Origin of the sequence: Dietzia sp. CW19, assembly GCF_014145265.1 — a bacterium.
Taxonomy (GTDB): domain Bacteria; phylum Actinomycetota; class Actinomycetes; order Mycobacteriales; family Mycobacteriaceae; genus Dietzia; species Dietzia natronolimnaea.
The window spans coordinates 1-3,012 of record NZ_JAALEE010000403.1 but is presented as its reverse complement, the minus strand read 5'-3'; the positions used below and the strand labels follow the sequence as shown (position 1 = coordinate 3,012).

Below are 3,012 nucleotides of genomic sequence, written 5' to 3'. Positions count from 1 at the left end.
TCGTACTCGGCGATCCGGTCGGCGACCTCCTCGTGGGAGCCCACGAGCGCGGTCCCCGCGCCCCCGCGGACCAGGCCGACACCGGCCCACAGGTTCGGCGAGACCTCGAGCGACCCGGTCCGGCCGCCGTGCAGGTCGAGCATCCGGCGCTGGCCCTCCGATTCGCTGGCGGCCAGCGAGGCCTGCACCCGTGCCACGTCCGCGGGGTCGATCCCCGCCAGGAGCCGATCGGCCTCGGCCCACGCCTGCTCCGAGGTGTCCCTGGAGATCACGTGGAGCCGGATCCCGAACGAGGGTGTCCGGCCGTGAACGGCCGCGGCGTCCCGGACCCGGTCCAGCTTCCCGGCGACGGCAGCGGGGGGTTCGCCCCAGGTCAGGTACGTGTCCGCATGGCGGGCGGCGACGCGGATTCCGGCCGCGGAGGAGCCGCCGAAGAAGATCGGCGGCGCCGGGTCCGGTCGACGCGCCAGGACGGAATCGACGACGGCGAGGTGGTCACCGCTGTAGGAGAGCGGGTTCTCCGAATCCCAGAGTCCTCGGACGATCTCGAGGAACTCGTCCGCCCTGGCGTATCGGGCCTCCTTGTCCAGGAAGTCCCCATAGGCGCGTTGCTCGCGGGACTCGCCTCCGGTGACCACGTTGAGGAGCAGGCGGCCACCGGTCTGCCACTGGAAGGTGGTCGCCATCTGCGCGGCGAGGGTGGGACTCATGAGCCCCGGGCGCAGCGCCACGAGGAACTTGATGCTGTCGCTCGACTCGGCGAGCAGAGCGGTGGTGATCATCGCGTCCTCGCACCAGGCGCCGGTGGGAGTGAGGAGGGACTCGAACCCGTTGTGCTCGGCCGCCGCGACGATCTGCCGCAGATACGGCAGGGTCGCCGGACGGTCCCCCGACATCAGCGTGCCGTGCCCCCCGGCCACGAGGTTGCGCGAGTCCCCGTAGGTGGGCAGGAACCAGTGGAAGTGCAACCCAGTCTGGTCGGGGTTCGGATGAGTCGGGTCGGTGGCCACGGACGGCTCCTGAGGTGTCTCGGGTCGGAGTGCGGACCGACACATCGTGCGGCCGGACGGAGACGGGGGGCCACAATTGCCGTCACCGGGAAGGAAACCCATTACACGAGTAGACCGATCGGTCTATAGGCTGTGGTACCCTCTCCCCCATGACACCCCGATCACCCGCCCCTGACCTGCGTTTGTCCGACGTGAGCTCGGCCAGGGTCATGCGCACGATCCGGTTCCGGGGGCCGGTGACCCGTCCGGAGGTGGCCGCGTCCACGGGCCTGTCGGTGGCGACGGTCAGCCGAGCCACGGCAGCGCTGCTGTCCTCCGGGGTCATCCGCGAGCGACCCGAACTCATGCACGACGGTTCCGTGGGCCGGCCGAGCATCCCCGTGGAGATCGATCCCGCCGGGCCCGTGGTGGTGGCCGTCCACATCGGCCTCAGCCGGTGCGTGGTCGCCATCAGTGATCTCGCCTGCCGGATCCTGTCCGAGTACGCGATCCCCACCCCGGGCCGGGATCCGGAGGTGATCGCGGACGAGCTGTCCGCGATCGCGTTCCGGCTCCTCGACGGCCACCGGGACCGCCGGCTGGTCTGGGGCGGCGTGGCCACGGCCGCGAGGATCACCGCGCCGGGCAGGATCGACCACGACCTGCTGGGGTGGCGGGACGTTCCGGTGGCGGACCTGTTCGCCGATCGAATCGGGGTGCCCTTCTCCGTGGCCCCCCACGTCGAGGCGATGGCCGCGGCGGAGCTGCTCGTGGGGCACGAGTCCCACACGGGCACGACGCTGGTCGTCTACGCGCGGGAGCATCTGGGCTCCGCCCTCGTGATCGACGGCGCCGTGCACCTGCCACGGGCCGGCTCGGCGGAACTCGCCCACCTCCCCGTGGGGCCGACCACCTACCTCGACGACCGCGGCGGTGGCCTCCTGGACGTGGTGGGCGATTCCGGACTGGTCCGGGCTGCGGCCGCCCGCGGGATCACCGTCGGGTCGGTGCCGGAGCTCGCGGCCCGGTCACACGGTGACCCGATGGCCGACGCGATCCTCGTCGAGCGGGCGACCATCCTCGGCCGCCTGGTCGGGTTGGTCTCGGCCATCACTCGGCCGGATTCGGTGGTGCTCTGTGGACAGGCCTTCACGGACCACCCGCGCTACCTGGGACCCCTCCTGCGAGCCTCACGGGAGACCCCTCTCGCCGGCGGGGCACCCGAACTCAGGGTGTCGACGGCGGGCGGGCGGATCCAGCAGCTGGCGGCCATGGCGGTGGCGCTCGACACCATCTCGGCCGACCCCACGAGCGCGCTGCCGTCGAGGCTGCTGTCGGTGTCCTGACCCTTTCCGGTCACCGCGACAGTAATGTTCGACATCCGTAGCGGACCCCCACAGACTTCTCGTATGACCGAACGAAGCCTGTCCACCGCTCACCAGTCCGTCCCGGCGGAGACCCATCGGCGGGCGATGCGTATGCATCCCGCCGGCGTCACGATCATCACCCTCGACGGCGCCGACGGGCCGGTGGGGTTCACCGCGTCATCACCGTCCAGCCTGTCGTCGAGGCCCGCCCTGGTGAGCTTCAACGTCGGGATCTCGTCGTCCAGCCTGGCGGCTGTGCTCGACGCCCGGACCGCGGTGATCCACCTGCTGGGCGAGGCCGACCGATCACTCGCGCTCCGGTTCGCCGGCCCCTCCCACCGCCGGTTCGCCGACCACTCCCTGTGGACCCGGGCCGAGACCGGTGAACCGCTCCTCCACGGCGGGCGGGCGCGACTCCGGGTCGCCCTCGATCGTCTCGTCCCGGCGGGCGACCACGTCCTGGTGGTCGCGCGGCTGCTGGACGCCTGGTTCGACGAGGAGGATCCCGGCGATCCGCTCGTGGTGCTCGACGGCGGCTTCCGTGCGGTGCCCACGGCCCACGAGTGACCACGTCCCACGACTGACCACGACTGACCACGAGGCCGACCGACCACGAGATCGGCCGACGACGAGGCGGCCCCCGCTCGATGAGCGGG

The 3,012-nt window shown here is 71.7% G+C and carries 3 protein-coding genes; 2 read left to right on the top strand and 1 reads right to left on the bottom strand.

The features are described 5' to 3' along the window. Nucleotides 1–1,010 (bottom strand): LLM class flavin-dependent oxidoreductase (locus G6021_RS12170; protein WP_347238961.1); only part of this gene is annotated, 1,010 nt, incomplete at its 3' end. Nucleotides 1,011–1,159: 149 nt separating this feature from the next. On the opposite strand from G6021_RS12170, the gene G6021_RS12165 reads away from it, so the two are divergent. Continuing rightward, complete coding sequence (locus G6021_RS12165) at nt 1,160–2,335, top strand: ROK family protein (RefSeq protein WP_182641397.1); 1,176 nt, start codon at nt 1,160–1,162, stop codon at nt 2,333–2,335. Between the two features lie 63 nt (nt 2,336–2,398). Further along, nucleotides 2,399–2,923, top strand: coding sequence for a flavin reductase family protein (locus tag G6021_RS12160; RefSeq protein ID WP_182641396.1), 525 nt, complete (start codon nt 2,399–2,401; stop codon nt 2,921–2,923). Nucleotides 2,924–3,012: the final 89 nt, after the last annotated feature.